At 59.7% G+C, this 26,766-nt stretch carries 21 protein-coding genes and 1 tRNA gene; 1 reads left to right on the forward strand and 21 read right to left on the reverse strand.

Translation table 11 applies throughout. The annotated features are described in order from the left end of the window. Positions 1-106 precede the first annotated feature (106 nt). From BM110_RS13780 to gabD, 3 genes are all read right to left on the reverse strand, one after another. Entirely contained in the window at positions 107-1,315 is a 1,209-nt protein-coding gene (locus BM110_RS13780; protein ID WP_093513602.1) for an HDOD domain-containing protein, read from the reverse strand. 140 nt (positions 1,316-1,455) lie between these two features. Next, a complete protein-coding gene (gene gabT / locus BM110_RS13785) occupies positions 1,456-2,733 on the reverse strand; it encodes a 4-aminobutyrate--2-oxoglutarate transaminase (protein ID WP_092248693.1) in 1,278 nt (425 codons plus the stop codon). A 181-nt stretch (positions 2,734-2,914) separates the two neighbouring features. Then, positions 2,915-4,357, reverse strand: coding sequence for an NADP-dependent succinate-semialdehyde dehydrogenase (gene gabD / locus BM110_RS13790; RefSeq protein WP_092248696.1), 1,443 nt, complete (start codon positions 4,355-4,357; stop codon positions 2,915-2,917). Between the two features lie 371 nt (positions 4,358-4,728). Here gabD and BM110_RS13795 point away from each other — a divergent pair. After that, a tRNA-Arg gene (locus BM110_RS13795) sits at positions 4,729-4,805 on the forward strand. An 83-nt stretch (positions 4,806-4,888) separates the two neighbouring features. On the opposite strand, the gene BM110_RS13800 is transcribed toward BM110_RS13795, so the two are convergent. The 18 genes from BM110_RS13800 to BM110_RS13880 form a co-directional block, all read right to left on the reverse strand. Continuing rightward, positions 4,889-5,953 (reverse strand): 2,3-butanediol dehydrogenase, encoded by a 1,065-nt coding sequence (locus BM110_RS13800; RefSeq protein ID WP_231999541.1) that lies wholly within the window; start codon positions 5,951-5,953, stop codon positions 4,889-4,891. A gap of 254 nt (positions 5,954-6,207) precedes the next feature. After that, positions 6,208-6,801 (reverse strand): hypothetical protein, encoded by a 594-nt coding sequence (locus BM110_RS13805; protein WP_093513603.1) that lies wholly within the window; start codon positions 6,799-6,801, stop codon positions 6,208-6,210. Further along, the gene (locus BM110_RS13810) at positions 6,798-7,370 is read right to left on the reverse strand and encodes an RNA polymerase sigma factor (RefSeq protein WP_071489758.1); all 573 of its coding nucleotides are present in this window, start codon (positions 7,368-7,370) and stop codon (positions 6,798-6,800) included. Before BM110_RS13810 ends, BM110_RS13805 begins: the two co-directional genes overlap by 4 nt. Before the next feature lie 153 nt (positions 7,371-7,523). Beyond that, the gene (locus BM110_RS13815) at positions 7,524-9,146 is read right to left on the reverse strand and encodes a vWA domain-containing protein (protein ID WP_071489757.1); all 1,623 of its coding nucleotides are present in this window, start codon (positions 9,144-9,146) and stop codon (positions 7,524-7,526) included. A 211-nt stretch (positions 9,147-9,357) separates the two neighbouring features. Next, positions 9,358-10,008, reverse strand: coding sequence for a DUF799 domain-containing protein (locus BM110_RS13820; protein ID WP_058426354.1), 651 nt, complete (start codon positions 10,006-10,008; stop codon positions 9,358-9,360). Then, on the reverse strand, positions 10,005-10,367 hold the full coding sequence (locus tag BM110_RS13825) for a DUF4810 domain-containing protein (protein WP_025855472.1): 363 nt from the start codon (positions 10,365-10,367) through the stop codon (positions 10,005-10,007). Before BM110_RS13825 ends, BM110_RS13820 begins: the two co-directional genes overlap by 4 nt. A gap of 29 nt (positions 10,368-10,396) precedes the next feature. Next, complete coding sequence (locus BM110_RS13830; protein WP_093513604.1) at positions 10,397-11,077, reverse strand: CsgG/HfaB family protein; 681 nt, start codon at positions 11,075-11,077, stop codon at positions 10,397-10,399. A 40-nt stretch (positions 11,078-11,117) separates the two neighbouring features. Further along, positions 11,118-11,699, reverse strand: coding sequence for a hypothetical protein (locus BM110_RS13835; protein WP_093513616.1), 582 nt, complete (start codon positions 11,697-11,699; stop codon positions 11,118-11,120). A gap of 292 nt (positions 11,700-11,991) precedes the next feature. Further along, complete coding sequence (locus BM110_RS13840; protein WP_093513605.1) at positions 11,992-12,768, reverse strand: tetratricopeptide repeat protein; 777 nt, start codon at positions 12,766-12,768, stop codon at positions 11,992-11,994. 163 nt (positions 12,769-12,931) lie between these two features. Then, positions 12,932-13,627, reverse strand: coding sequence for a hypothetical protein (locus BM110_RS13845; RefSeq protein ID WP_071489754.1), 696 nt, complete (start codon positions 13,625-13,627; stop codon positions 12,932-12,934). A gap of 79 nt (positions 13,628-13,706) precedes the next feature. Next, positions 13,707-14,099, reverse strand: coding sequence for a DUF2846 domain-containing protein (locus tag BM110_RS13850; RefSeq protein WP_170856112.1), 393 nt, complete (start codon positions 14,097-14,099; stop codon positions 13,707-13,709). Between the two features lie 421 nt (positions 14,100-14,520). Continuing rightward, positions 14,521-15,027, reverse strand: a complete 507-nt coding sequence (locus tag BM110_RS29360) for a transposase (RefSeq protein WP_139212871.1) — start codon at positions 15,025-15,027, stop codon at positions 14,521-14,523. A 110-nt stretch (positions 15,028-15,137) separates the two neighbouring features. Then, positions 15,138-15,956: a hypothetical protein gene (locus BM110_RS13855; protein ID WP_139212872.1), complete on the reverse strand. Its 819-nt coding sequence runs from the start codon at positions 15,954-15,956 to the stop codon at positions 15,138-15,140. A gap of 4 nt (positions 15,957-15,960) precedes the next feature. After that, complete coding sequence (locus tag BM110_RS13860) at positions 15,961-16,371, reverse strand: hypothetical protein (RefSeq protein ID WP_139212873.1); 411 nt, start codon at positions 16,369-16,371, stop codon at positions 15,961-15,963. Positions 16,372-16,455: 84 nt separating this feature from the next. Continuing rightward, positions 16,456-16,854, reverse strand: a complete 399-nt coding sequence (locus tag BM110_RS13865; RefSeq protein ID WP_093121862.1) for a hypothetical protein — start codon at positions 16,852-16,854, stop codon at positions 16,456-16,458. A 532-nt stretch (positions 16,855-17,386) separates the two neighbouring features. Beyond that, positions 17,387-17,641 (reverse strand): hypothetical protein, encoded by a 255-nt coding sequence (locus BM110_RS13870; protein ID WP_231808977.1) that lies wholly within the window; start codon positions 17,639-17,641, stop codon positions 17,387-17,389. 56 nt (positions 17,642-17,697) lie between these two features. After that, on the reverse strand, positions 17,698-18,156 hold the full coding sequence (locus BM110_RS13875; protein ID WP_064054208.1) for an SMI1/KNR4 family protein: 459 nt from the start codon (positions 18,154-18,156) through the stop codon (positions 17,698-17,700). A gap of 8 nt (positions 18,157-18,164) precedes the next feature. Continuing rightward, the gene (locus BM110_RS13880; protein WP_256575407.1) at positions 18,165-26,741 is read right to left on the reverse strand and encodes a two-partner secretion domain-containing protein; all 8,577 of its coding nucleotides are present in this window, start codon (positions 26,739-26,741) and stop codon (positions 18,165-18,167) included. Positions 26,742-26,766 lie beyond the last annotated feature (25 nt).

The raw sequence follows: 26,766 nt of genomic DNA on the forward strand, positions 1-26,766 counted from the left end.
AGTCGACACTGCTCAAATGTGGGAGGGGGCTTGCCCCCGATAGCAGGGAGTCAGCCAGCACATGGGTGACTGATACACTGCCATCGGAGGCAAGCCTCCTCCCACATTAGGATTTGCGTACTCGAGTCAGCTCCGAAAAGCCCAGCTTGAGCAATCGCGCCGTCTTGCCCGCCGCCAGCTCTTCCAAACCTTCATGTTCAGTCAAACGCGCCATCTGCGCCGCCAGATTCACCACCAGCGCATCCCGCGCATACACACCGCCCTCAAGCGAGTAGATTGCCGCAATCAAATGGCGCAGCTCCAGCGGCAAACGCCAACGCGCGCGCAGTGCCGAGCCGTAGGCGGCGCCAAAGGTGTAGAGGGATTCGCCAATCGCTTCGTCATCCAGCTCGCCGCCACCCTGGCGCCAGTCCTCCAGGCAGCGTAACAGCGCCAGGTCGCCCAGCCGATGGAGGATACCCGCGCTGTAGCAGCGCTCGTGATCCAGCTCCAGCATGCGGGCCAAGCGCAGGGCGTAGTCAGCGGTGTCCTGGGATAATTGCCAGTGCCGCTCGGCGTAGGCGACCAGCGCCGGGTCGCTCAGTACCACGTTGTGCTTGAGCGCCAGCCCGAGGATCAGGTTCATGCTTTGCCCCGGCACCAGCTTGTGCAGGGCGCCGGGCAGGGTCTGTACCGGTGCGCCGTGATGGCCTGCACTGTTGGCAGCGGCGATGAGCACGGCAGTGATTTGCGGGTCCATGCGCACCTGGTCTTCCAGATGCTTGAGGTCAAGGCTTTCCGGCCCGAGGCTGTGTTGCACGGCGGCTTTCACATCGACCCGCAAGGGCGCGCCATCGCACACTTCGCGGCGCCGTTCGAGGAACACTGGCAAGGTCATGCCGGGCGCCAGCGGTGGGATCTCGCAGTACACCGTTTCGCCTTCGTTGAGCAGCAGGTCCTGCAGGCGCTGGGTCAGGCCTTCCATGTTCAAGGGTTTGGTCAGGTACGCCGTGGGCGCCAGGGGCAAGGCTTCGCGCACGCTGGCGCTGTCATTGCGACTGCTCAGCAGAATGAACGGCAGAAGCGGCGAGCGGCGCTTATGGCGCACACTGCGCAGCAGGCTCAGGCCATCGATGCCGGGCAACTCCCAATCGGCCAGGATCAGGTCATAGGCCTTATCTCGCAGCAGGGTCGCCGCTTGATGCCCGTGCGCACACACATCCAGCCGCGCATCGCAGCGCACATTCAACAGCACTTGCTTGAGCAGGTCCCGCGACCAAGGGTCCGCCTCGGCAATCAACACGCGGGGTACAGCGGGTAAATCAACAGCAGTCATCCAGCACGCTCCATCGGCAATGCTTGCAACCTTAGTCAATGGAGCCGCCTACGTACAATGAACACGACCTGAATGTGCGGCAATGGGCGTAAAAAAACCCGCCGAAGCGGGTTTTTTCTGTCGAACAGGTCAACTTTCTCTTACAGCTCGGAGAAGCACTCTTCGATGATCGCCAGGCCTTTGTCCAACTGTTCGTCCGGCGAAGTCAGCGGGACCAGTACGCGCAACACGTTGCCGTAGGTGCCGCAGCTCAGCAGGATCAGACCCTTGTCACGCGCCTTGGCCACCACGGAAGCAACAGCCGCCGCATTTGGCTTGTGGGTGTCGCCGTCATCGAACAGCTCGACCGCGATCATCGCGCCCAGGGCACGTACTTCGCCGATCACCGGATACTTGGCCTGGATGGCTTTGAGACCGGTCACCAGACGCTCGCCAACTGCCTTGCAGCGGTCCAGCAGGTGCTCTTCTTCGAACACTTCCATCACCGCCAGCGCAGCTGCGCAAGCGATCGGGCTACCGGCGTAGGTGCCGCCCAGGCCGCCTGGCGCGATGGCGTCCATGTATTCGGCCTTGCCGCACACACCGGCCAGCGGGAAGCCGCCGGCGATGGATTTGGCAAAGGTGGTCAGGTCGGCGGCAACGCCCATCTGTTCCATGGCGAAGAAAGTACCGGTACGGCCGGCGCCGGTTTGCACTTCGTCGGCGATCAGCAGGATGCCGTGCTTGTCGCACAGTTCGCGCAGGCGCTTCATGAAGGATTTCGGCGCGACGTAGAAACCGCCTTCGCCCTGCACCGGCTCGATGATGATGGCAGCGATATCACGCGGCTCGGCATCGTTCTTGAAGATGCGTTCGATGCTGGCGATGGCGTCGTCGTCGCTCACACCATGCAATTCGTTCGGGAACAGCGCGCGGAACACGCCGCCTGGCATCAGGCCCATGCCGGCCGAGTAAGGCACGACTTTACCGGTGAGCCCCAGGGTCATCATGGTGCGGCCGTGATAGGCGCCGGTGAAGGCGATCACGCCGGCACGCCCGGTGGCGGCACGCGCGATTTTCACGGCGTTTTCCACGGCTTCGGAACCGGTGGTGACCAGCAGGGTTTTCTTGGCGAAATCGCCTGGGACCTTGGCGTTCACTTTCTCGCACAGTTCCACGTAAGGCTCATAGGCCAATACCTGGAAGCAGGTGTGAGTCAGCTTGTTCAGCTGCTCGGTCACAGCGGCGATGATCTTCGGGTGCACGTGGCCGGTGTTCAGCACGGCGATGCCGCCGGCGAAATCGATGAACTCGCGACCTTCAACGTCGGTCACGGTGGCGTTCTTCGCCGATTCGGCAAAGATCGGGTGAATCTGGCCAACACCGCGCGGTACAGCGGCTTCGCGGCGTTTCATCAGGGATGCGTTGGTCTTGCTCATAAAGTCCTCATTCGCCACTCATCGGGTGGCGTGGTCCAAGGAATACGTGGCGGGGAGGCAACTACGGCAGCATGCGATGATCGACTGCCACAGCTTTCCCGGCCACTACGAATTACGCGGTGAAACACGCAAAGGGTCAGCGCTCTCGTGCCCTTTGCGTTTGCTGCAAGCTCTTGCCGGGTCAGATGCCCAGGCAGAGGTATTTGATTTCCAGGTAATCCTCGATCCCGTACTTGGAACCTTCACGGCCCAGGCCCGAGGCCTTGATGCCGCCGAACGGCGCCACTTCGTTGGAGATCAACCCGGTATTGACGCCGACCATGCCGTACTCCAGCGCCTCAGCCACACGGAACACACGGCCCAGGTCGCGGGCATAGAAGTAGGACGCCAGGCCGAACTCGGTGTCGTTGGACATCGCGATCACTTCGGCTTCGTCTTTGAAGCGGAACAACGGCGCCAGTGGGCCGAAGGTTTCTTCCTTCGCCACAGCAGCGTTTTTCGGCACGTCAACCAGGATGGTCGGCTCGAAGAAGTTACCTTCCATCACTTTGCCACCGGCCAGCAGCTTGGCGCCTTTGCTCAGGGCGTCAGCGATGTGTTCCTGCACCTTGGCCACGGCTTTCTCGTCGATCAGCGGGCCAGTGGTGGTGCCTTCTTCCAGACCGTTGCCGATCTTCAATTTGGCCACCGCCACTTTCAGCTTCTCGGCGAACGCGTCGTACACCGAGTCCTGGATGTACAGGCGGTTGGCGCAGACGCAGGTCTGGCCGTTGTTGCGGTACTTGGAGATGATCGCGCCTTCGACGGCCTTATCCAGATCGGCGTCGTCGAACACGATGAACGGGGCGTTACCGCCCAATTCCAGGGAAACTTTCTTGATGTCCTTGGCGCATTCGGCCATCAACTGGCGACCGATTTCGGTCGAGCCGGTGAAGGACAATTTACGCACGATCGGGTTGCTGGTCAGCTCACCGCCGATGTCGCCGGCACTGCCGGTGACCACGCTCAACACGCCTTTCGGGATACCGGCACGGTGCGCCAGTTCAACCAGGGCCAGGGCCGAGAACGGGGTTTGCGAAGCAGGCTTGATCACCATGGTGCAACCGGCGGCCAGGGCCGGGCCGGCTTTACGGGTAATCATCGCGGCCGGGAAGTTCCACGGGGTGATCGCGGCGGTCACGCCGATCGGCTGCTTGATCACGATCAGGCGCTTGTCCGGCTGGTGGCCCGGGATCACATCGCCGTAGATGCGCTTGGCTTCTTCGGCGAACCACTCGATAAAGGAGGCGGCGTAGACGATTTCACCCTTGGCTTCGGCCAGTGGCTTGCCTTGCTCGAGGGTCATCAGGCGACCGAGGTCTTCCTGGTTTTCGATCAGCAGTTCGAACCAACGGCGCAGCTTGTTCGCGCGCTCCTTGGCGGTCAGTGCACGCCAGGCCGGCAGGGCCTTGTCGGCGGCTTCGATGGCGCGGCGGGTTTCAGCGGCGCCCATCTTCGGCACGGTGCCAAGAATCTCGCCCGTGGCCGGGTTGTTGACCTTGATGGTCTGACCGTTGTCCGCATCGACCCAAGCGCCATCGATAAAGGCTTGCTGGCGGAACAACTGGGTATCTTTGAGCTGCATGTCGGGTTTCCTTAACAGCACCGCGCGCACGCGGAGCGAATTAGAGTTGTTGAAAGGCGCCTTGTGGGCTGCCGTCAGGGAAATCAGCCCCAGCACGCGGGATAGCGTGAATAGCGCGCGGGAGACAGAGCGTTTGAAATCTCAAACGAATCCTAGGATCAATGGGGGTACAGGGCAATAGTCTGTTCGAAAAAAAGAACGAAAACGGCGCTTTTAGTCGATCTTTCTGATCAGCGTCGTTGGGCCGGATTCTGCCCTTCTGATGGGTGGCGCCCGGCCTAGGGCCTTTATGCAGCGAATTCCTACGCTTGAACGCCCAAAGACCAGCATGGACGCCCAAGGTCGACATGGGTATGATGTCGCCCGCACAAGCATCCGTAGCTCAGCTGGATAGAGTACTGCCCTCCGAAGGCAGGGGTCGTGGGTTCGAATCCCGCCGGGTGCACCAGATACAATGAGAAAGCCCCAGGTCGAAAGGCCTGGGGCTTTTTTGTGGGCGTGGGGCAAAGACCGCATCGCCCGCCCTTCGCTTCAAACCCGGGCAGGCGACACAATGATTTTCACATTATGTTCTTTGTTTTTGACCAGTTCCTCGAAGCCCTGCCCCACGATCTGCTCCAACTGAATGCGCCCTGTCACCAGTGGCGTGATGTCCAGCCGCCCGTCCGCGATAAATGCGATCACGTCAGCGAACTCTCCGTTGTAGGCCAGCGCGCCCATTACCTGTTTTTCCGTGGCCACCAACTCGAAGAAGTTGAATTCGCTGGGCTCCTCGAAGATGCCCACCAGTACGCACTTGCCGGCCTTGCGGATCAGGTCGATGGCCAGTTTGGCGGTGTGTTTGTTCCCGATGCATTCGAAACTGACATCCGCCCCGAGCCCGCCGGTCAGGCGGCGGACTTCGGCCAGGGCATCGCATTGATTGGGATCGAGCACGTGGGTCGCTCCCACTTCCAGCGCCTTGGCCTTGCGTGCTCCGGACATCTCCAGCGCGATCACCTGAGCAGCACCGGCGGCCTTGGCGCACATGATGGTGCACAGGCCAATGGTGCCCGCGCCGACCACCACCACGTTTTGCCCCAGCAGGCTTCCGGCTTTTTTCACCGCGTGCATGCCTACTGCCAGAGGTTCGATCAGTGCCCCGGCTTCTGCCGGAAAGTTCGCCGGCAACTTGTACAACAGGTTGGCGGGCACGTTGACCCATTCGGCAAAGGCACCGTTGTTCATCAGCCCGGTGAAGGCCAGGTTTTCGCAAATGTTGTACAGCCCGTGGGTGCAGTAGTAGCACGTGCCGCAATGCTGGCAGGCATCGGCTGCCACCGACTCGCCCACGCTGAAGCCCTGCACCCCGGCACCGAGCTCGACGATTTCGCCACAAAACTCATGACCGAGAATGCACTGGCCCTTAATGCCGGTCAGCGGGTGCGGCGCATCAACCGGTATGAACACCGGACCGGCCACGTACTCGTGCAGATCGGACCCGCAAATGCCGCACCATTGCACTCGGATCTGCACCCAACCCGCAGGGGGCGAAACGGGCAGCGGCACATCTTCGACGCGGATATCGTTACGGCCGTGCCATACAGCGGCACGCATGCTGCGTTGCGAATTGCTCGAGAGGCTCATGGCGTTTTTCTCCTTGAAGCGGATGGCACTGGCGTGCCGGGCGGTTTACCAGTGCCAGAGCAAGGCCAGTGCCAGCTGCGCGAAAACGCCTGGACACGCCTTTCATAGAGCGTCCGAAGAAAACCCGAGGGTAGCCGGCATCGAGCTCAAATGAGATCCGTGATGCCAGATCGCAAGCGGCGGCCATGAGACCGTGAGACATCGCGTCTCACGGCCTTTGTGGATCAACGCTTTTGCAACGCCTCCAAACGCGCCGGCAGGTCTTCGTCAGGGAAACGCGCATGCAATGCCAGCAGTTCTTCATCCGCGGCTTTGCTTTCACCGGCTTCACGCAAGCGCACAATCTTCTGCAACCCCTCCTCTAACGAAGGCAACACCACCGGCGCACGCTTGCTGAGTTTGGCGCCGGACTCCTCCGCCATCGAGCCCATGACCTGCGCACTCTCTGCCTGGGGCGCGGCGGCCATTCGGGCGACGGGGGCAGGCGCGGACATCGCGGGTGCAGCGGGACGCGGTGCTTCGTCGCGAAGCGCGGAGAAGGTCGCGGTGGAAACGTCGGGTTGCGGCACGGGCGAGCGCATCACCACGCCGATCATCAGGGCCAACCCTGCAACGGTGGCGAATGCCATCTGCCAGCGCGGCCGTTGGCAGGCTTGCAGCCAGCGTTGCCACAGGTTCGGCTGCGGCGCCGAGGCTTCACGGCGGGCTGCGTTGAGGATGAAGGCGTCGAGGGACGCCGGCGGCTCGACGGGGCTGTGTTGACGATAGTGCTGGAGCAATTCGTCGTCGGAATCGGGAGTGTTTCGGGAGTCGATCATGCGGGTATCTCCTCGGCCAGCAGGCGGCGCAGTTTCTGCTGGGCGTAACGCAGGCGGCTTTTCACGGTTTCCAGCGGGGCGTTGGTGAGGGCGGCGATTTGCGGCACTTCGAGGTCGCCGTGCAGGCGCAGCAGGAAGACTTCGCGCTGGTCTTCGGGCAGGTCTTGCAGCGCGGCATCGAGGCGCGCCTGGTCGCGGCTCAGGCTCAGTTGCTGCTCGGGGCCGGCGCTGTCGTCGGCCTGGGCATGCAGTTGTTCGTCGTAGCTGTCGTGCAAGGGGTTGTGGACGCCGTGCTTGCGCCAGTGGTCGATCAGGCGGTTGCGGGCGATCTGGAACAGCCAGGTGCGAAAGCTCGCCCGGCCTTGTGGCTGGGTGGCGCTGCGGATCAGGCTGAGCCAGGTCTCCTGGTAGATTTCCTCGGCCAGTTCGGTCTTGTTGCTCAGGGACACAAGGAATCGGTACAGGCCCTGGCGGTGCCGCGCGTACAAGGCTTCGAACGCGGCACTGTCGCCGGTGCGGTAGCGGGCCAGCAGCGATTCGTCGCTGGGTAGATCATCTGGAACAGCCATGTAGGGGGCGAACTCCTTTTTATCAGCCGAAGCTGGTCTAACTGTGGGAGGGGGCTTGCCCCCGATAGCAGTGGGTCAGTAGCACACTTGATGCTGATACACCGCCATCGGGGGCAAGCCCCCTCCCACATTCGATTGTTGTCATGGCTGTGATCAGGGTTTGAGGCTTTGGGCCAACTCCACCAGTTGCACGAATTCATTGCGCAGGCCAAACGGATCATCGCCTCGGGCCGAGCGGGCCAGTGCAGCGGTGTCCTGCAGGCTCATGCTGCCAGTGTAGCGGCCATCACCCTTGAGCTGTTGGGCAAAGGCCGCCACTGCCGCCGCAAAGCGCAGGTCATCGCTGGCCTTGGTGGGCTCTTGGCTGATGGGCCTTTCGATCAGTTGGCTGGCACCGCCCGCAGCAGGTTTGTAGCGCACCCGCAGCATCGCCAGTTCAGCGGATCGATCCCCGGTCACAGGCGCAGTGGCATAGCGCAAAGGTTCCAACCACCCCTTCTCGCCTTTCGGCACAATTTCGTACAGTGCCGTGACCGTATGCCCTGCGCCAATTTCACCGGCGTCGACTTTGTCGTTATTGAAATCCTCACGTTTCAAGGCGCGGTTTTCATAGCCCAGCAGGCGATATTCACTGACCTGCGCCGGGTTGAATTCCACCTGCAACTTCACATCGCGCGCCACCACCGCCAGGGTCGAGCTGAGTTGGTCCACCAGCACTTTGCGCGCTTCGCGCAGGTTGTCGATGTAGGCGTAATTGCCGTCGCCGGCATCGGCCAGTTGTTCCATCAGGTGTTCGTTGTAGTTATCCACACCGAAGCCCAGGGTAGTAAGGGACACGCCGCTTTTGCGCTGCTCTACCGCCATCTGTTTGAGGCTGTCGAAATCACTGATGCCCACGTTGAAGTCACCGTCGGTCGCCAGCAGGATGCGGTTGATGCCCTTGTCGATAAAGCCTTCGCGGGCCATCTGGTAGGCCAGTTCGATGCCGGAAGCGCCCGCCGTGGAGCCACCGGCGGTGAGTTGATCGATGGCGTTGCGGATCTTGACCTTGTCGCGCCCGGAGGTGGGCTTGAGCACCACACGGGATTCACCGGCGTAGACCACCAGCGAAACACGGTCCTGCTCACGCAACTGATCCACCAGCAATTTCAGCGTGCTTTTCACCAGCGGCAAGCCTTCGCGGCGGTCCATGGAGCCGGACACATCCACCAGGAACACCAGGTTGGCCGGTGCCAATTGCGCCACGGCACGGTCGGACGCCTTGATGCCGATGCGCAGCAACTGGGTATGCGGGTTCCACGGTGTGGCAGCGACTTCGGTGGTCACGCCAAAAGGTGAGCCGTCGGTGGGCAGCGCGTAGTGGTAGGGGAAATAGTTGACCATCTCCTCCAGTCGCACGGCGCCTTCGGGCGGTAGGCTGCCTTGGTTGAGGAAACGCCTGACGTTGGCGTAGCTGCCGGTATCGACGTCGACGCTGAAGGTGGACACCGGCGTCTCGGCCACGCGATGCACCGGGTTGTCCGGCAGATTTGCGTATTGTTCACGGGGTTCGCTGCGGTAGTCCATCACGGCTGACTCCTGCATATGCATCGGTGCAGGCATTGCCATGCGTTTGACCAAAGCACCCTGGGGTGACGCGCTTTGCAGCTCGGCGACGGGCTCGGCCGGCTTGGCCAACTCAGGGGATGAGGACAGCCCACAACCGGCCAACGCCACCACCATGGTAACGGCAAAGCCTTGGGCGGCAGGACGCAGGAAAAACAGAGGGTGGGACATGGGCTGAACCTCGTGAATGAATGATCCGTTCACAAGGTCAGACGCGAGGTGTGGAATGTTCGGGTTAACCCTGATTCAAATAACAGTCCAACTGTGGGAGGGGGCTTGCCCCCGATGGGGTGGGTCAGTCAAACATGGACTGACTGATCTACCGCTATCGGGGGCAAGCCCCCTCCCACATTTGGACCGTGGTGCTCTCAGAATCCGGATATCAGTCCGTGCCGTATTTGGGGTTACGCGGACCGTACAGGATCCCCGCACGTTGCCCCGGTGACAGCAGGCGCGCACTGGTGATACCGGCGATCGGGTGCGCCGCATCGGTGGAGCTGTTGATCACCTGCTTGACCGCCGCCGTGATCAGCATGCCGACGAGGCCGCCGCTGTTGTTGTTGCCCTCTTCGCTGGACGCTCGCGCCGAGCCGGTCCACAGGGTGGTGCCGGTACGCAGGTCCACCAGTTTGGCCGAAGCCGTCACAGCGGTGTCACTGGAGATCAGCATGTACTTGGTGCCGTACTCGGTGACGGTGATGTACAGCGCGGCGTCCGCGCCGAAGATGTCATGCAGCTTGGTCGGTGGCAGGGCCTGGATGTCGTTGGCGGTGGTGAGGCCGTTCTGGCGGAAGGTTTCATCCACCAGGGCAATCGGCAGCACGTAGTAGCCGGCTTCCGCCAACGGGTAGGTCACTTGCGAGACCAGGCTGTAGGACGCCTGCACTTCCGGCGACTCATTGAGCGGCGGCAGTACCAGGATCGACTTCGGTCGTGCCTGCTTGTACGCCGTGTAATCAATGGTCTTGGGGGCTGCGCAACCGCCGAGCAGGGCCAGGGCCAGCAAGGCGCCCGTAAGTTTCAACAGGCTCATTTAGTGGCGACTCCGGTCTTGGCGTTTTTCAGCAGAAAGTCCATGTACGAGGCGGATTCAGGGAACAGCGCCTTCTCGGTGCGGAACTCCTGCACCATCTGGTCATCCTTGCCCATGCTCAGGTACAGCATGCCCAGGTGGGCGTGGTAACCCGGCGGGGCCTTGCGGCCGCTCGCGTTGATCTTCTGCAGATCGCGCTCCAGCGCCTCCACCTGCGCCTCCTTTGGCTCACCCTTGAAGTATTCGTAAACCTGCGGCTGATAACTTTCCCATTGATACAACGGCTGGGGCGCGGTTTGGCACCCGGCGACCGTCGCCACTGCTGTCAGCATCAGGGCCAACTTGACTGCCTTGCTCATCCTTGTACTGCTCCTTGAGGTGCTGCTGATCAGTTGCGCGGGTTCCAGGCGCCGGCATTGATGCCGTCGACGAGGCGGTTGATGGCTTCGCGCATGGCCAGGTCGAGGACCTTGCCATTGAGGGTGGAGTCGTAGCTGGCGGTGCCGCCGAAGCCGACCACTTCACGGTTGGACAGCGCGTACTCACCGGCGCCCTGGGTGGAATACACCACTTCGGAGGTGCTGATGTTGACGATATTCAACGCGACTTTGGCGTAGGCCACTTGGGTCTTGCCACGGCCGAGAATGCCGAACAGCTGGCGGTCGCCGGTTTCCTTGCGGCCAAACTCGGTCACGTCGCCGGTCACCACGTAGTCAGCGCCCTTGAGCTTCTGCACGGTGCCTTTGATCGCGGCTTCCTGGGAGATTTCGCCCATGTTGTCGCGGTCCAGCACGCTGAAGCGGTTGGTCTGCTGCAGGTGGGTGATCAGGATGGTCTTGGCCTGGCCGCCGAGGCGGTCGACGCCGTCGGAGAAGATGCCGCGCATGTAGCTGGAGCGGTTGTCGAACTTGCCTACGGCAATCGGCACGCGCACGCCGGAATAGGCGACGTTGGCGCTGGCGACTTGTTCCACCGGCATCGCGCGGTTGCTCTCCGTGGCACAACCGGCCACGATCAGCAGCGCTGCGGCGGTGAGGCCGGACAGCAGGATTTTGGACAGTGTGTTCACAGGGTGCTCCTAAGTGGGAAAACGGGTACGGCAGCTAACGCTAGCGGGACGGAATGTCACGCAGGTCGTCAACGATGAATCGGCTCAACAAACCGGTGTAGAAGGTCTCGACGCTGGAGTTGCCAGAGTTGGTCAGCACCCCGGCCATCGTTTTCATGTTCTGCCAGTCGCCCTTGTACCCGCCTGGCATCAACCCTTGGCGAGCCTGAGAGAAATGCAGCACCTCGGCGCCGGCTTTCTTGACCTTGACCTGGTAGTTGAAGTCGACACTGGCGAGGATGGTCTTGTCATCGACGATTGCCGTCATGAAACCGCCTTGGGTGTCTTGTATGCGCCGGGTATAGATGACGTTCACATCCAGCAGGTAATCGGCCTTGTCCTTGCTGGTGGCGTAGCGCTTGGCCTTGAGCAGGCGGTCGACCAGATCAACCCCGAGTTGCTGGCGCACTTTGTCATCCGGCAGGAAGCGTTCGTTCTTGCCGACCACCTCGACGTCGAAGGTGTCGAGCCAGTAAGTAGCGGTCTTGGGAATGGTCACCGGCGCCGGGGAGATGTAGTAATCCGGCTTGGAGGCACAGCCCGCCATGAGGCAGGCCGCGAGAAATACGGCAAACACGCGCATGTATGAATTCGTCCCTGAAAAGTATCGTGTTTTGAACAGTGGCGGCATTTTACGGAGTTGAAAGGCGTTCTCAAGCTGTTTTACAGCTCGAGCGGCGCTGAACTTCACGATGAAAAAGATCAGTACTGCGATGGCACAGTCGATGCCCCGTGCAACCAGGCGACGACCGATGCTGGCCAGGACGGTCGGGCGTTCAGGGGTGTTGCTTGCATCCATACGGTGTTGCTCCAGATTCAAGGTGTTTGTGTCTGCGTTGAATGTGAACGGCCCATGGCATCAGGGCTCCAGCACTTCACTTCAAACCGACCTTGAGAGACCGCTCGGACGACCAGGAGTCCTGGCCTGCCTGCAATAGCGGCTCGGCAGGAAAGCGATATTGACCGAATGCGGTGACCACGGCCTGGTCTACCTCGGCGTTGCCCGAGCTTTCGATCAATAGGATTTTCGGCACATTCGAACCCGACAGGCCTTGCACTTGCAGCGTCACCGGCTTGCTCGCGCTGCCGCGTTTGATTTGCTTGTTCAAGGCAATCTCGATGTCCAGTGCCGTACGATTGAGGCTCTTGCGACTGGTGTCACCCCAGGCCTCGTTGTAGCGCTGTACCTGTTCAGGCGTCAGTACCGGCCGTTGCGCACGAATGCGCTGAAGGCCTTTCCACGCGACATCGCCGGCATGCTGGCTGGCCTCCACGTAATACATCATGGCCCCGAACAAATCCTGCGGACCACCGCGCCCCTCTTCCATCAATCGGGCCAAGGCGAGTTTGCTTTTATCGCCGTCGCTGTTGGTCAGCGCCAACTGATAAAGCCGTCGCGCCTCCACATCGTTGCGCACTTGCCCGTGGCCCTCCTCGGCCATGCGCGCCAGCCTCTCGTAACCGACGCCATCCACGGCGGCGACGGACTCATAAAGCGATCTGGCCTTGACAAAATCTTGTGGCAGGCCGCCACGACCGGATTCGTACAAACCACCGAGCGCAGTCTTACAGCGCACGTTGCCGTTATCGCTGGCTTGACGAATGAACTGAGCCTGATCGGCTGTGGGGCTTTTCTCGCCCTCGGACAGCATGCACTGAACGTTGGCCAGACTCTGTTCAAAGGAGCTTGGTGGCCTGGCAGCTTGACACCCGGTGACGAGGCCCGTGATTGCCAGTAGAACCATTGCCTTTTTCATGTGATGCGTCCGTGGAGTCGGGAAACAGGGGCAGCCCAGCATTAACGCACGCGCTGGCTTATTTGAGCTCTTTCACCAAATACCCACTGGAGATCTGCGTAATCCCCGTGAGCGCGCGGCGCAACGCCTCGGGGTCGGTGCGATAGGTGAGCGGCGTGTAGCCGTAGACGTTCTGGCCATTGAACGGCGTGACTGCCTCGCTGGTGCGCCAGACCATTTCATCGCCGCGATTCATCTGCGCCAACACATTGAGGGTGGGGTACACCACACTGCTGAACCCTTGGGTCAGGCGAAAGCCCCACTCGGCCACTGTCAGTTGGATCTGCGCATCGGCGGGTTCGTCGTCACCCACCACTTTGAGGGTTGAGGTCTTGCCCAACGCATCGATAAAGCCCTGTTTGAGCAACACGCCCAAATCGATTTTTTCAGCGTCCATCACCGTAAGGATCGCTACCGGCGTCGGCATCTCGGCCAACTGCCCAAGTTTCATGCCACCTGCAAACCCGGCGCCGCTCAACGCCGCCGTGCCCAACCTGGAAGCACCGCTGGCCATGCCAACGCCCGCGCCAAGCCCGGCCCCCAATGCTGCGCCCCAGGCTTGCTCACGGCCCATGTAGACCATCTGTTGCGACTCCCACTTTACCGGCAACACCTTGACCGTCTTGATCTGAGCGCGGTGTTCGGGCGTAAGGGGGTGGCTGACGCAGCCGCCGAGGATAAGGGTGGTAAAGAGGATGAAGAGGAAGTTTTTCACATCAGTCCTTGAACGTTTGCGCAGGGTGAAAAATGACGGCCTGCCGGACCTGGAGCCCGGCAGGCTTCAACGGTTTAACTCACTTGCTTTCTTTTGCCACGGTGCCCAACGACGCATCCTTGACCAGGTAACGGCCTTCGAGGTCGCTCAGCACTTTGAGGCTGTTGCGTGCGATGGCAAAGCCCATGTCGACTTCCTGCTTGAGGTAAACCACCTGACCCGCCTTGACATCAATCGGCATGTCCGCCCAGTTTTCAGCCTTGGAGCTGATCACGTGCTTGCCCGGTGTCACGAAAAAATAGATGTACTGGTTACCGCGGTTGTAACCCATCTCCGAGTCGGCTTCCTTGTCATCCAGGAACACGTTGAAGCGAACCATCATCCCCACGTTGCTCGGACGCACCACATACACCAAGCCTTTATCGGCGACAGCAGCCTTAGGCAACGAATAGTTCGCCACATCGGCCTGCATCTTCTCCACCGACGGCGTCGAGGAACAGCCAAACAGCGTGGCCAGGGACAGAACAACAGCGGCTTTGCAGAACAACTTGATCATGCGTATCTTCCTTGTGGGTAGCGGTGGGGCGGTTTCGAAAACGCCGACGACGGCCGGTTCACCTTTTCCTGATGCGTCTGGCCATCGCCAGTGTGTCGGCAGTGGATGGCGTTACATGAGGCATTGTGCCATCACTGCGATCCCGTGTGCGGTTTTGTACAAAATGTGGTCTGGCCCGGATTTTCTCCTGATCGGCAAGTAATTATTAAATGAGACTCTCCCCTTTTTTGCGCTTCGCCAGTTACCTTTATTTTCTCCCGCAACTATTCGACGGAAGAAAATAGGGGTCAGAAGAAAATAGGAAAATAAGGAAAATAGGGGTCAGACCACTATTCTTCTACTCTTTTAGATCAAACTTTTTGGGCGCCCTGACACCCCCCTGAGAAACTCGTCTACCTAATGCCTGCTCAATCTCGGCCGCAAACTTGTGATCGCCCAAAACGTAATTACCGTTTGTAGAAGATCGAATTTGCTCTATCAACTCAGGTGAAAGCCGATCCTTGAATAAAGACCGGTAGGATTCGGCTCGTTGCACGGTGCTGCTACCTAACTCTCTATAGACCGCATGTGGGCTTAAAAAGCTTGATGGCTCGCCCTGTGCATTTGCCCTGTAGCTGGTCCAGCGATAGTCGCCCGGATGAGCAACCATGCCAGCTCTAACCGGATTCATTTCGATATATCGATAGCAAGCTAAAACATAGTTATCTTTTTGAACCAGACAGGAGCGGTAACGTCCTTCCCACAACGTGCCCGTTCGTTGATAGGTTCGATTGATGTATTGAACGTAGCGCTGCCCCAGCCCTCTAACTAGTAGAGAAATAGGGGTCAGACCACCAATATACATTGGTGCACTAATCGTGGTCTGACCCCTATTTCCATAAGGCCATCGGGCGCGCATGTTACTGCGTGGCTCGCCAGTGCACGTAACCTTTAACCGCTACGAATCAGCCAAGTTCAATAGCCTCCGGCATCCAGATCCGCAATGGACAACCAATAGTCGACAACGTTATCAAAGCGTTCATCACCGGCCCGAGCCTGCAATTCCACCAGTGCCTGGCGAGCATCGGCGATGGACCAGCCAGTGGAGTTCAAGGTCAGCCATGCACAGTCAAGGCGCCCCGCTTGCATATAAGCCTCGAACAACGGCTTTTTCTCGCGTTCAGGATCAAACCACGCGGGCAATTCCACGCCTTTGGGCACCGGCATGTGCTCGTCGACAACTTCAAAATAGCAACTGCTTTCCCACCAATCAGGGGCTGGGGCGGACGGGTTCGGGAAGTTTCCGGTGTAACGCGTTACGCCGTCAGCAACACTGGCCAGTGGCGTCAACGTCTTGAACGGTTCGACGTTGGCGAAGCCTTTGGGGTCGTCGCCACTTTTCAACGATTGCGCATCCAATGCGTCCAGGCAATCAAGCCCCACCGCCTTGGCGAACTGCTCAAGTTCGGGCGTGACACCCTCCTCAAGACTCATCGACATCATGGCGAGCACGGCCATCAGTTGCTCAGGCGTGCGGGCGATCTCGACGGTCATTCGGTCGCTGCCAACGTACATTTTTACGAAGGTGGGTTCACGATCAACAAACCAGTGCTTCCAGTACCCAATATAGGTAGGCCGAGATCCGTCACTCCATATCGGGATCAGCGCAGGTGGAAACCCATACCACTCGGCAGGGGCCTGCAGCGTGCAAATGGGCGGCTCGATGCTTCCATCGGCGCATGCTACCAGCGTGTCGGGTAACCCCAGCGCTTCCAATGCTGTTTTAACGTTCATGCCTTCACCGTTTTGGCGCCAGGGGCGTCGACCATTCGGGGATCTCTATTCGGTGCAACGGAGAAATAGGCCCCACCCAGATGTTAGAGGTCGCGCTCGTTTGTTGGTGTATCAGTTGATGAGCCTCGCGCGAAGGTACGGGCACAAGATGGCGAGGGTCAACGATCTGCGTTGGGAAATCTGTCTTGCCGAAGTTCCAATGGTGAACTTGGGCAATTTCCTGACCTGCCTCACGGGCAGACTTAACAAAGCGACTGTTCACCGCGCTGAACGCATCTTCGAGTATTTGCTGACTGGGGTTCTGGCCGCTGGCCAATGTATCCAAGTATCGCGTGTAGCCGTTCGGGCGGTTTGCACTGGCCGCAGAACGCATGGCATCGTTCCACATCTGCAGTGATTGCGGGTTATCGGCCACGGTAGAGAAGCCAAAGCTCGGAAATAGGGGTCAGACCACCAATATACATTGGTGCACTAATCGTGGTCTGGCCCCTATTTTCTCCTATTTCATACTCGACCTTGTGTACCTGTCACAGACTTCGGAGTAGTTAAGCGTCACCGCATTAACGTCATCTACAACACAATTCCATTTCTTGCCAAACTCGTACGCCAACCATAAATACATCTCCATTGAGCCTTTCGAATGACCCAACTGCATTTCGATCATTGTCTTAGGAGGGGCACCCAACAAATTTTCCCAATCGAGAATATCTTGCGAATCATAAAAATTCATGAATTTTTCGGAGTTGAGTAATGAAATATACAAAGTGGCCTCGTCCCAATTCAATATTCCACGATTACGTTTTCCGATACTAGCGACTCCGCCTATAGAGTGGATAAAATCAGCAAACGCATCTTCATCAATTGCCACATCCGATATGATTGAAGCTGAGTCGCTCACGATTACAACCCTCCTTTTTTGGCACCATACTCGAACAGTTCGTCGACACTATTAATTACTTTAACCCCTACCTTTTCGTAAGCTTTGATCTGCTGCGGCTTAACCACGTTCGGAGCAAAAAGTATGACCTCCTTACGATCAGGGTTGAGCATAGTGTTATTTTGTAATTTCTGTAACTGTTCGATTTTTCCAGAGAGAAATAGGGGTCAGACCACCAATATACATTGGTGCACTAATCGTGGTCTGACCCCTATTTCCCTGCGACGATTTGTCATACCGCTTAGTATCCTCCGACACTCAGAGGAAAGAGGGGCCTGACCCTGAGGAATCCCCACCGGATTGTCCCGCTCGAGATTGGCGGATATGGAGCTATTGGTGCGCGATGAAGTACACCGGCAAGCTCAGAGGCTAGAGTAGATTTGTGGGGACTCCTCAGGGTCTGCTCCCTATTTTCTGTTTTTTCTTTTTTTCAGTCACACTAGCTAGTTAGCTGCTAAGTAAGTGCCATTCAAATCTGTCCCTTTTATCATCATCAAGGAAAATTGGTATCCACAAAGTCTCTAGCAAAATCTTCTGCGTTTATTTTTACACCAGCTCGCGCAAATTTTTCCGAATTCACGCGCCACACTTCTTTTATTTTCTCCACCAGGGATTCCGGAAAATCCATCTGAGACGCGACGACATCACTCCAACTGCCTTGCACCCCGTACAGCTCGTGCAACTTGGGCTCCAGCGCACTTAACGCCGCACACTGCTCGTCTGTCAGCTCATCAATAGCCGAAAGCACGTAGCATTCCAGTAGCCGGAGAAAAGGCTTCCCCTCATATCGATTCATAACGGCTCTCAAATAAAATCCGGGTGAACTTGCAACTGCTGCAGAAACTTATCGAAGCTATCGGCAAGTTGGGTGCGTTCTGAGCCTTCATGTGAATAATACCAAACAGAACCGGATGGCGAATCCAGCGAAATATAAAACTGGCTGCCACCTCCGTCGCGCCCAATGGGCAACATGAATGGCCCCAACACTTGAGCCCAGTCATCAAGAGCCTTATCCAGGCTGTCGATACCTGCGTCTCCTAGTGAATAAAACCAATCAACGCTGACGCTAGCATCTGGTGATGCGTTCAAAAAGAAACTTCCGGCTTCAGGATGCCCACCGTTGGCACTTCGAATGAATTGAAGGTAGGTTTCTGGAAGCCTACGGCCCAGCCGAGCCTCAAGGGCGCGCACGCTTGAGTCATCACCACTGAAACCCACGCTGGGGCGTCCCCCGACATTGATGTTCAACTCAGCAATATTCATTCTTCCACCTAATTTTTTGGGGCGCCTCTTGGAATTGCCCATTCAGAATATCCACCCGCAGCCCCCGCATCGGGATGCAGTACGCGCCACCAAGGAGAACCAGGTGTGTGTTGGGCGGTCGGTACTAATCGCATGATTCCTTCCTGATTGAAAGCAGTCGACGACGACGCATGCTCCCATGTCCAGCCAGAAGGTGTTTGCCGCCCTCCGACTTTTGAAACCGACGATTTAATATTCGGGATCAGTGTCTCCATCATTTGCGCAAACGCAGAGTCCATGCTCAACGCGTTGTCCAACGCAGCATTGGACCTATTGAAATGCACGTCTCGGCTGCGACCGAAATCGGCCGGGTTCAAGGCAGTTTCAAACGCTACGCTGTAACCTGTCGGCTTTTCTGGAGGTAGTACCGACTCTAGATCGTGGAGTTGCTGCGCCAGTTTACGTTCTGCTTTCGCCGCTTCCGCGACCTTTGCGACTTGCTCCACTTTACCGGCCTGGCTCGCGCTACCCGGCATGCCCATCAGTAGTAAATCGGCGCCGAGCTTGGTGTTCTTTGCATATTGCTCGTAGGTATTACCTTGCAGGCCAAACACCAAACCCTGGCCGCCGTTGCGAGTTATCCATTCACCCGCCATGTCGGAAGACGGCTCGACGAAGGGATCGATCAGTTTGTTCGCCTCCTCCAATGAATTACCGCCAAAGGCAATCTTGAACAGTGAGCTCATACCCTGAGCCATCTCCAAAACGCTCCGCCCCAGGCCTGCTCCACTGCCTTGAGCGCCACCAGCAGAGGGCACCTTGTCTCGATAATCGAGGTTGGCTTTGTAGTAATCCACCAGCCCGGCGCTCTTATAGGTATCGGGGTCACCCAAATAGCTGATGTTAATGTTGCCGTCTCTGTACTCACTGGCGTGTGTCGAACTGAAATTTTTCAGCAAGTTAACAGTTTCGTCGGCGCTGTAAGTGCGACGGGTCCCCTCGGGATACATCGCACTGTTCTCGTAGATAGACGCCAAGGGAGCCAGCGCTTCACCCAAGTGTTTCAGAGTGAGGGGGTCAAACTGACTCTCACCAGCTTTTTCGATCGTAGCTTTCCACGTTTTATCGGTATAGGACGCCAGCGCTGCGGCCATGCGCCTTTCTGCTTCAGCAGGGGAAATTCCCGCTTCCGCCGCTAACTTATCGGCTTCTTTTTGTATTAAACGCGCTTCCGTAGGGTGCGCTTGACGGTTGTATTGCTCGACGGCTGTTGCCGTACTCCCAGCAACTACCGCACCCGCAGCGGTGCCGCTACCGCCCACAGAGGCGCCCACACCGAGGGCGACCAACGCAGCCAACGTCTCCTGTTCCGATCCCCTGATACCATTTTTACCCAGTGCATCCGCAATGCTAGGCATCAAGGCCGCAGAAGCTCCCGCACCCAATGCACCACTCTGCACATTGCCACTGGACAACCCAATAGCCGCCCCCGCCAACGCGTGCAACATCACACGTGCCGCACCGCCTTCAGCCCAAGCCGCCCGAGTGGCCGCATCCGACTTCGGATCAGTCGCACGCGACTGGGCATAATCGCCAATCTTGTTGAAGATATCGCTGGAGGCCGTGTTGGCGACAATACCAACCGTCGTTCCTACAGGCGCGCCACCCAGCCCTGCGGCGATTAGTCCGGACGCGATATCGGCCATTAAGCGTTTGTCGCCACCGACCTGCCAGCGCTGGGCTTCCGTATAAGCGGCATTCGCTGCGAGCACCGTTCCAGCGGCATCCGGCGAACCGGTTTCGGTTTGGGTTTTGGCTTTATCGGCCAGTGCTTTCGCCTCATCCGCCTTGGCTTTGCCCACCGCACTGATCACCCCACTGGCCAACTGCGCCGAGCTTTGGATCAGGTCAATACGCTCTTGCATGGCCTTTTCATCTGGCCGGTCAAGTTTCTGATTGGCATTGGCGGTGTCGCGATTCAACCCCACCAGGTCATTGGCGCCATCGGCATTGCGAACCACAATCGTGCCTTTGCTGACCGCGCTACGGGTGTAGCTATGGTCTTTTTCCTTGAGCGCTATCGGGATGCTGCCGCCCATCGAGGCACCGCTGGTGCTGCTGGACGACACCGAAATACCGGCAGACTGGCTTTTGATTTCGCTGACATTCTTGATGTCGCTGACGATCAGGCGGTCGGTGCTTAGGCGGTTCTTATCAGCTGACGCCTCACTGGCAATCACCGCGCCTTGCAGGGTGGTGTTCTTGCCGACATTGATGTCGTAGCCGCCCGTGCCCGCATACAAACCGCTCTGGTCGGTCACGCCCTTGTAGTCGCTGTTCATATTCGCGGCGGCAAGGTTCGCCGAGCCCGCTACGGTAGAGCCGTAGCAGAACGGAGGGACGCAGATACTGGCGCCGAAGCCTGCGCTGCTCTGTTTGCTGCGCGACGACTCGGTGTCCTGGAGGGAGATGATATTGAGGTTGCCGCCAATATCTGCCTTGATACGGTCCGCACGAACCTGGGCGCCTTTGAGGGTGGTATCGCCACCGCTTTGTAACAACAGGCTGCCTGTATCGAGGGTGCTATTGACCTGAGTGACGGAGTTACCGTTGCCATTGTTCTTGGCACCCTGCGCTCCGAGGTCGAGGGTGAAGCCGTTTTGCTCGCCAATATTGAAGCTGGCGCCAATGGCGGTTTTATTTTTCGACCCTTCGTTTTTGCGGTCGGTGGTGTTTTGTGCGCTTTGCATCAACACATCGTTTTTGGCTAACAACAAGGTGTTGGCGGCTCTCAAGCTGCTGCCAGTGATCTGGATATCACCCTGAGTTCCCGTCGCAGCGCCCGTGGCAACGATCGACAAGTCTTGCCCTGCGTTGAGCGTGCTCTGCTTGGCGGTGATGCTGTTGTATTCGCTGCTGTTCTTGCTGCGATTATTAGCCAGTTCGCTGCCGATCTTGATCAGCGAACCGTTGCCGGGCGTGCCGCCGGTTTTGTTTTTAAAGCCGGAGCTTTGCGCATTGGCGTCCGAGGCCTGGCCGTTCAGGTTGTAAGCGGCGAGGGCCGCCTGGGCGATTTTGACTGCCTTGAGTCGTGGGTCATCAGCACTACGGGCCGCTTTGACGGCGTCGCGCATGCTGGTGGCGGTGTCCACCACCGAGCCCGCAATCACCCGCCCTACCGCCAAACTCTTGGAACTGTCCTTACTGGTCTGACTGGCCGTCTCCATCCCCGAAGTAACGGTGACATTCGCCCCACTCAACTCCATGTTCTTGGTGCTCACCAGATCACTGGCCACCACCTTCAACTCACGCCCCGCCCTCAACGACACATTGCCCGCACTCGAACCAATCGTGCTGCCGGTCAAGGTCATTTCATTGGCCGTGCCGTTGTGCTTCGAGCTGTTGATGTACAGCTTCTGGTTGCCGGTCATGTCGTCCAGACCGAGCTTGTTGCCGGTCAGCACGCCGGTGAGGTCGCGATTTTTTTCCTTGTGCATGTCGGTGCGGGCGAAGGTGTTCTGCGCCGCGTCGATGGTCAGGTCGCGGCCGGCCTGGACGGCGAGGTCGCCGGTGCTGACCAGGTTGGAACCAGTGACCGTGGCGTCGCGCTTGGCGGCGACGGTGACGGTTTCGCCGGAGACCATGCTGCCCAGGGCGGTGGTGCGTTTTTCGTCGACTTTGTCCTGGACCTTGCTCGACTTCAGGCCGCCCCAGCTGCTTTTGCTTTCCTTGCGTTCGTGGCGGGCGCTGTCGGCGTTGCTGACGGCGAGGATGTTCACGTCCTGGCCGGCCACCAGTTGCGTGGCGCCTTTTTCAGCAGTGACGGCACTGCCAGCCAGCAGCAGGTCTGCACCGGCGACGACTGTGCTGTTCGTCCCCGCGCTGACAAGGCTGCCAACGTTGTTCACGACGTCAGTTTCATCCAGGCGGAATTTTTTGCCCTGGGAGGTTTTCTTGGTCTTGCTGTAGAAGCTGTAGTCCTGGTTTTCAGCGGCTTTGAGCTCAAGGTTTTTGCCGGACACCAGGTACGCCTCGCTGCCGGCATTGACCTGGCTGGCGACCAGTTGCAGGTTCTGCCCGGCACTCAGGGTGGCGTCGCCGCCGGCCTTGATCACGCTGGACACTTGCTGCACGTGGTCTTCGATGCTCTTGACCTTTTTTGTGTTGCCCGTGGAGTGCTGCTCGTTGGCCGCCGCAACGGCGTTGAGGTCGCGGGTGGCAATCAGGTTGACGTCGCGCTTGGCCTCGACCTGGCTGGCCACGGCGCTGATGTCGCGCCCGCCAATCACATGCAGATCGCGGCCAGCGTCGACCACGGAGCCTTGCTGGGCGATGGTGGTGAAGCTGGAACGGTTGCCGATGGCGCCGCTGTCGAGGGTTTTCGAGGCGGAGATGTTGACGTCGCCCACGGCCTTGACCGTTGTGTCGGCACCACTCTTGAGCACGCCGCCGACGCTGTTGAAATTGCCACCGGCTTGCAGGGTCAAATCGTTGGCCGATTCGATGCGCGCGGCGCTGTCGACGAAGTCGCTGCGTTCGGTGCGGTAGCTGCTGGCGCTTGCGTGGGTGGTGACGCTGCGTTCGTTGAGCAGGTCGGCGCCGGCGGCGAGGTTGACGTTGCCCGCGCTGATCACACCGCCCGCGCGGTTGGTCAGGTTGTTGCCGCTGAGCAGGTCGAGGCGGCCACCGGCTTCCATCAACCCACTGTTGGTGAGGTTGCCGCCAGCGTTCGCCAACAGGCTACCGGTGGCACGCAAGGTGCCGGCGTTGTTGAGGTTACGGCCGGTGATCAGGTTGACGTCAGTGCCGGAAATCAATGCGCCGTTGGGCGCCAGGCGGTTGCCGGCCTGGGCCAGGTACAGCACCGGCACCAGCACTTGTTGGCCGGCGACGGTAGCGTTTTCCAGCCACACGATGTCGTGGGTCAGGGCGGCGACTTGTTCGGCGGTGAGGCTTACGCCTACGGACAAATTCAGCGCGCTTTTGCTGCTGACGGCGTTGTCCATCAGGTGCTTGAACAGGTCGGCGTCGCTGGTTTGGCCATCGATGAAACGCTGGCCGGTGCGAGCGAGCACGGCTTGCTGGATCAGGCGCTGTTCGTAGAAGCCATCGCCGAGGCGTTTTTGCGCGGTGTCGGGGTCGTAGCCGAGCTTGCTCAGCATGTAGTCCGAGCTCATGAACTGGCGCATGTCGGTGAGCAGCGGGTTGGTTTCGATCAGGTACTTATGCGGGTTGGCCGCGAACTGGCTGGTGGGCAGGCCTTTGGCGCCATCGCTGTCGCTGAGGTGAAACAGGCCGTTCTCGCCAGTGGGCAGGTCGAAGCCGGGCAGGCCCAGTGGGTTGACCTGTTGCTGGGCAACGTCCGGCGGCAGTTGCGGGTTGAGGCTGACCAGGGTCGAGTAGCCCGGCGCATGGGTGTTGGCACCGCTGCCGACGTAGGTGTAGCCACCGCGCACGACGCTGTTGTCGATGCCGGCCTGGGCCTTCACATCCACGCTGCCGCCGGCTTGGATCACGGCGGCGTAACTTTGGTCTGGCGCGCTTAACTGGGTGGTCTTGCGCAGGGCGATCTGCTCGCTCTCCATCTTACCGATGAACGAGGCCAGGCCGGCTTCGACGCCGGTCATGTCCTGGCCTGCCGAATAGCGCTGGGTGAAGGCCGCTGCCTCGCGGTACCAGCCCCCCGGCTTACGCTCGCGTTCAGAGGTAAAGACACGGTCGTATTGGGTGTCGTGGGTTACCAAACCAATGTTGGTCAGTTGGTCGACGCGCACGGTCATACCGCCACCGGCGGCAATGCTACTGCTGCTGTTGAGCAGCTCGCCGCCGGTGAGCAGCATGTTGCCGCCCGAGGTGATGCTGGACGCTGCCGTGGCCTGGGTGACGATGAAGTGATCACGCTGGGTAATCAGGAACGGGCGGTTCTGCTTGGGGCCGTCGCAGTCGCCACCGGTCACGCCAAAGATGCAGGCGGTGGGCGTGATGGAGGCGCTGTAGATGCCGGACTCGGTGTTGAGCACAGTCCTGATGTTCTGGATCGTGCTGGCGGCCAGGATCAGGTTGCGCTCACTTTCGAGGGTGCCCGAGCTGTTGATGATGCTGGTGGCCAGGCCACCCTGGCCGTCGCGGTCGACGCGCAAGTTGCCCATGGCGTAGATCGTGGCGCCGAGGTTTTTCAGGCGGTCGACCTTGAGGTTCAGGTCGCCGCCGCTGAAGATCAAACCGTGGTCGTTGAGCAGGTTGCCCAACGAAAGATCCAGGCTGCCCTGGCTGGCGACGCTGCCGCCCACGGTCCAGTCCTGGCCGCGGCCAACCAGGGCGCGGGTGCCGAGCAGCTTGCCGGTGGCGGTCTGGTTCAGGGTCCCGACATTGACGGTCAGGCGCCCGGCCTGGATCGCGGTGCTATTGGTCCAGTTGGCTTTATCGAGGGTCAGGTCGCCGTTGGTCACCAGGCTGCCGCCGACTTCGTCGAGGCTGATGCCACTGAGGTCAAGCACGCCGGTGCCCACGTGCAACACCTTGCCGCCGGTGTTCTGGAAGCGGGTGGCGGCGAGGCTCAATTGATCGTTGGCGGTCTCCAGGCTACCGCTGTTGTTGAGCAGGCCGCCGATGGCGTAGCGGGTTTTGCCGCTGGTGCCCAAGGCGCGCATTTGCCCGCTGTTGTTCAGGCTGGCGGTCTCGACATCGAGGGCCGTGGCGCTTTCGATCAGGCCACGGTTGGTCAGTGCGCCATTGAGGCCAACGTCGATGCGGTTGCCGGCGATCTCGCCGCCGTTATCCACATTCATACCGGTCAGGTGCACACGATCCCGGGCGAACAGCGCACCGCTGCCGTTGTTGAAATCCGTGGCGTCGATCTGCGCATCACCGGCTTTGGCGGCGATGCGGCCACCGTTGTTGTCGAGGGTGCCGGCGGTGATGGTCACGCCAGCGTTTTCACTGTGGATCAGGCCATTGCCGCTGTTCTGCAACAGGCCGCTGGTGGTCAGGACCAGGCCATCGTTGGCGGCCAGGGTGCCGTTGCTCTGGTTGTCGACGCTGTTGGCGAACACGGTCAGCAAGCCCTGGCTGGCGAGCTTGCCGCCCTGGTTATTGATGTGCGCGGCGCGCTGGATCAGCAACGGCCCGGCGCTGGCCAGCTTGCCGTTACGGTTGATCAGGTCGCCGATCAGATCCAGGGTGATCGCCCCACCGCCGGTCAGGCTACCGGCGCTGTTATCCAGGCTATTGCCGTTGAGGGTGAACGCACCGCTGCTGTCGATGATGCCGCCCTGGCTGTTGTCCAGCAGGCCGCTGACGTTGAGCGTCTGTGCGCCGTCGCTGAGCAGGCGACCTTTGTTGCGGTTGTCGACACTGGCGGCGGTGATGTTCAGCGCCTGCTTGGCGCTCAAGGTCGCGCCCTGGTTATCCAGACTTTGCGCAGTAGCGGTGAGGCTGCGATTGGCGATCACAGTGCCGGTGTTGGTGATGCGCTGGCTGTCGAGGCTGACGTCGCCACCGGCATTACGCGTGTTGTCAGGGTTGACCCCGGCTTCGATGATGCCGCTATTGGTCAATTGGCCGTTGCTGGCCAGGGTGATGCTGTCGCGCGCGGCGAGGGTCTTGCTGTTTTTCAGGGTGCCCTTGGTCTGTGCCTTGAGGGTGGTGCCGGCGTAGACCGCGCCCTTGGTCTCCAGGCTGGCGGCCTTGATGTCCACCGCACCGCTGGCGGCGGCCTGGGCCATGCTCAGGTGGCCGTTGGCATCGAGTTGAATGTCGCCGCCACTGGCGGCCAGCGTACCGTCGAGCTTCACGCCCACACCGGCTTCGGTGCCCACCAGCTTGATCGCGCCGGCGTACATGCCGCCCAAGGCCGACGAGTCAATCGCCAGCTCCGGCTTGGCACTGCCGTCATCGGCACGGGCGGTGGTTTTCAGGCTTTGGGCATCGACGTCATTGCGCCCGGCGATCACCGTGAGTTGTTTTGCGTTGATCTGCGCATTGATCTTGGCCGAACGGGTGATGATCTCGAAACGGTCGACGTTGCTCGCGTTCAGGCCTTTGCCGTCGATGGTCACGGCGCCGCCGTCGACCTGATAGCTTTTCAGTTGCCCCGCCTGATCGATCACCGGTTTACCGGTGGTCAGGGTGACGTTGGGGGTGTTGATGAAGCCGCAACCGTTGCAGCTGATGCCGTAAGGGTTGGCGACGATCACCTTGGCCGACTGGCCCGCCACTTCGGTGTAGCCGCGCAATTGGCTGGGGCTGCCGCCTTTGACTTCGTTGAGGATGACATTCGCCGCACCGCCCTTGAGGTTCGGGTTGCCGACAATGATCCCGCCCAGTTGCGTGCTTTGCACAATGCCGTTGGCGTTGTTGAGGATCACGCCGTTGGGGCCGACGTTGTAGTCCTTGAACTGGTTGTGGGACAGGCCGCTGCCATTAGGGGTGGCGATGTTCACCACCGGCACGCCGTTGCCCGCCTGGCCGACCGTGGTACCGGGGCCACTGACCACGATGCCTTCGGCGCTCGCCAGCAATGGCTGCCAGAACAGCGCGTTGGCCAGGATCAAGGCCAGGCCGCGTTGGCTCAGGGTTTTCAGGGCAGTAACAGGGCGAACGTCCATATTCAAAATCTCAAAGCAGCGGGCG

The sequence above is a fragment of the Pseudomonas sp. NFPP28 genome (assembly GCF_900115535.1).
GTDB classification, from domain to species: Bacteria; Pseudomonadota; Gammaproteobacteria; order Pseudomonadales; family Pseudomonadaceae; genus Aquipseudomonas; species Aquipseudomonas extremorientalis.

What these genes read in the sequence shown, in the direction of transcription:
- BM110_RS13780 (WP_093513602.1), bottom strand. Translation starts at nt 1,315, where the DNA reads ATGACTGCTGTTGATTTACCCGCTGTACCCCGCGTGTTGATTGCCGAG.
- gabT (WP_092248693.1), bottom strand. Translation starts at nt 2,733, where the DNA reads ATGAGCAAGACCAACGCATCCCTGATGAAACGCCGCGAAGCCGCTGTA.
- gabD (WP_092248696.1), bottom strand. Translation starts at nt 4,357, where the DNA reads ATGCAGCTCAAAGATACCCAGTTGTTCCGCCAGCAAGCCTTTATCGAT.
- BM110_RS13800 (WP_231999541.1), bottom strand. Translation starts at nt 5,953, where the DNA reads ATGCGTGCCGCTGTATGGCACGGCCGTAACGATATCCGCGTCGAAGAT.
- BM110_RS13805 (WP_093513603.1), bottom strand. Translation starts at nt 6,801, where the DNA reads ATGATCGACTCCCGAAACACTCCCGATTCCGACGACGAATTGCTCCAG.
- BM110_RS13810 (WP_071489758.1), bottom strand. Translation starts at nt 7,370, where the DNA reads ATGGCTGTTCCAGATGATCTACCCAGCGACGAATCGCTGCTGGCCCGC.
- BM110_RS13815 (WP_071489757.1), bottom strand. Translation starts at nt 9,146, where the DNA reads ATGTCCCACCCTCTGTTTTTCCTGCGTCCTGCCGCCCAAGGCTTTGCC.
- BM110_RS13820 (WP_058426354.1), bottom strand. Translation starts at nt 10,008, where the DNA reads ATGAGCCTGTTGAAACTTACGGGCGCCTTGCTGGCCCTGGCCCTGCTC.
- BM110_RS13825 (WP_025855472.1), bottom strand. Translation starts at nt 10,367, where the DNA reads ATGAGCAAGGCAGTCAAGTTGGCCCTGATGCTGACAGCAGTGGCGACG.
- BM110_RS13835 (WP_093513616.1), bottom strand. Translation starts at nt 11,699, where the DNA reads ATGCGCGTGTTTGCCGTATTTCTCGCGGCCTGCCTCATGGCGGGCTGT.
- BM110_RS13840 (WP_093513605.1), bottom strand. Translation starts at nt 12,768, where the DNA reads ATGCTGTCCGAGGGCGAGAAAAGCCCCACAGCCGATCAGGCTCAGTTC.
- BM110_RS13850 (WP_170856112.1), bottom strand. Translation starts at nt 14,099, where the DNA reads ATGCAGGCCGATGTGGCGAACTATTCGTTGCCTAAGGCTGCTGTCGCC.
- BM110_RS29360 (WP_139212871.1), bottom strand. Translation starts at nt 15,027, where the DNA reads ATGTATATTGGTGGTCTGACCCCTATTTCTCTACTAGTTAGAGGGCTG.
- BM110_RS13855 (WP_139212872.1), bottom strand. Translation starts at nt 15,956, where the DNA reads ATGAACGTTAAAACAGCATTGGAAGCGCTGGGGTTACCCGACACGCTG.
- BM110_RS13875 (WP_064054208.1), bottom strand. Translation starts at nt 18,156, where the DNA reads ATGAATATTGCTGAGTTGAACATCAATGTCGGGGGACGCCCCAGCGTG.
- BM110_RS13880 (WP_256575407.1), bottom strand. Translation starts at nt 26,741, where the DNA reads ATGGACGTTCGCCCTGTTACTGCCCTGAAAACCCTGAGCCAACGCGGC.